This is a genomic window from Streptomyces sp. RB17 (assembly GCF_009604455.1).
Lineage (GTDB): Bacteria > Actinomycetota > Actinomycetes > Streptomycetales > Streptomycetaceae > Streptomyces.
The window spans coordinates 1-1,481 of the sequence record NZ_WEGL01000055.1 but is presented as its reverse complement, the minus strand read 5'-3'; the positions used below and the strand labels follow the sequence as shown (position 1 = coordinate 1,481).

General features: G+C 66.2%; 1 protein-coding gene and 1 pseudogene. Both read right to left on the bottom strand.

Going from position 1 to position 1,481, the window contains the following annotated elements; translation table 11 throughout:
- Positions 1–23: 23 nt before the first annotated feature.
- Positions 24–1,026 (bottom strand): annotated as a pseudogene (locus tag SRB17_RS45240) (IS5 family transposase).
- A gap of 79 nt (positions 1,027–1,105) precedes the next feature.
- Positions 1,106–1,393, bottom strand: coding sequence for a hypothetical protein (locus SRB17_RS45235; protein ID WP_153548069.1), 288 nt, complete (start codon positions 1,391–1,393; stop codon positions 1,106–1,108).
- Positions 1,394–1,481: the final 88 nt, after the last annotated feature.

Here is a 1,481-nt window from a genome sequence, read left to right as displayed (position 1 = left end):
CTAGGGCGCGTATCGAATTCTGATCAAGGGGCGGTTCTCGTGAGGTCCTTGAGCCAGAGCATCGAGGCGCGCAGGTGGAGGCCGGCGAGGTAGCTGTCCGGGGTCTTGTCGTACCGAGTGGCGATACCTCGCCAGGCCTTGAGCTTGTTGATCAGGCGCTCGACGGTGTTCCTCTCCTTGTAGAGGTCGGCGTCGTGACTGACAGGCCGACCGCCTCTGCAGCCCTTCTTCTTCCGGTTGGAGGCTTGGTCTTTCTTCTCGGGGATGACCGATTTGATGTGGTGTTTACGCAGGTGGGCCCGGTTGCCGCGGGATGAGTAGGCCTTGTCCCCAGCGACCGCGTCCGGGCGGGTGCGGGGGCGGCCGACGGGCCCGCGGACCCGTACCTCGCCCGCACGGGGATGAACTGCGGGCTGTCCGCGGCCTGTCCCGCGGTCAGGACGAACGCCAGCGGGCGGCACTTGCGGTCGGCGGCGAGGTGGACCTTGCTGGTCTGCCCGCCCCTGGATCGTCCCAGGAGAGCGGCCTTCAGACGGAGTCTGCGTCGGCGCCGGGTGCGTCGTCGCTCCTCACGCTCCGGATCTGCTTCGGCTTCCTGTCCGTTTCGTTCTTCGGAGCCGCCCCTTTTGACCTGGCCTTCCCCTCCTCGGCCGCGGCCTTCTCCAGGGCAGTGAGGACGTCCTGGTCCAGGTGCATCCCGGCGGCGTCGTGGTGAGCGCGCACGGTGGTGGAGTCGATGCTGACCAGAGACAGGTCCACCTCGCCCCGCTTCGCCGCTTCCGCGATCAGGCCCTCCAGCAGGGCCCCGAAGACGCCCTCGTCACGCCACTGCCGGAAGCGGTTGTGCACAGTGGACCAGGCGCCGAACTCCTGCGGCATCTCCCGCCACTGCCCGCCGGTCTTGAACCGCCAGATCACGCCCTCGAACTGCCCTCGCAGCCGCTCCGGGTACGGGCCGTACTCTCCGATCGGCAGGTACGGCTCGATGAACTCCCATTCCCCATCGGTCAGTTGCACTCGCGTCACGCAAGAAGATCTACCGGTCCAGACCCCGCCACGAGGGCGATTCCCGCAGATTGATCACGGCCCCTTATGCGCTCCAAGATCATCCGAGACCACGATGGGCAGCCCACAACACCCCGGCACGGCTGGCAGCATCGGAGACCAGGGCCGCCAGTTCGGGTTTATCGGGCACAGGGAACGAGACGTAAGCGCCCCGGCCACCACCGACCGGTCTGCCATAAGCCTTCACGGCGAGGTGACCGTCCGGGAGAAGCCTGACGTTGAGTGTGGTCAGCGTGAACGCTTCACCGCGTCGAGTGTCCGTCCAGCGGAGCGCCTGCGGGATCACGACATTGATCGCCAGAGCACTTACTTCCAGATCGCTGCTCATGGACGGATGATCTCACGCGAGTCGACGCAGGCCGCCTCAACCGGCTTATGCAGCAGGCAGTTTGATCACGACTCGATACGCGCCCTAG

Coding starts and splice junctions, on each gene's coding strand:
- SRB17_RS45235 (WP_153548069.1), bottom strand. CDS start 1,393: ATGAGCAGCGATCTGGAAGTAAGTGCTCTGGCGATCAATGTCGTGATC.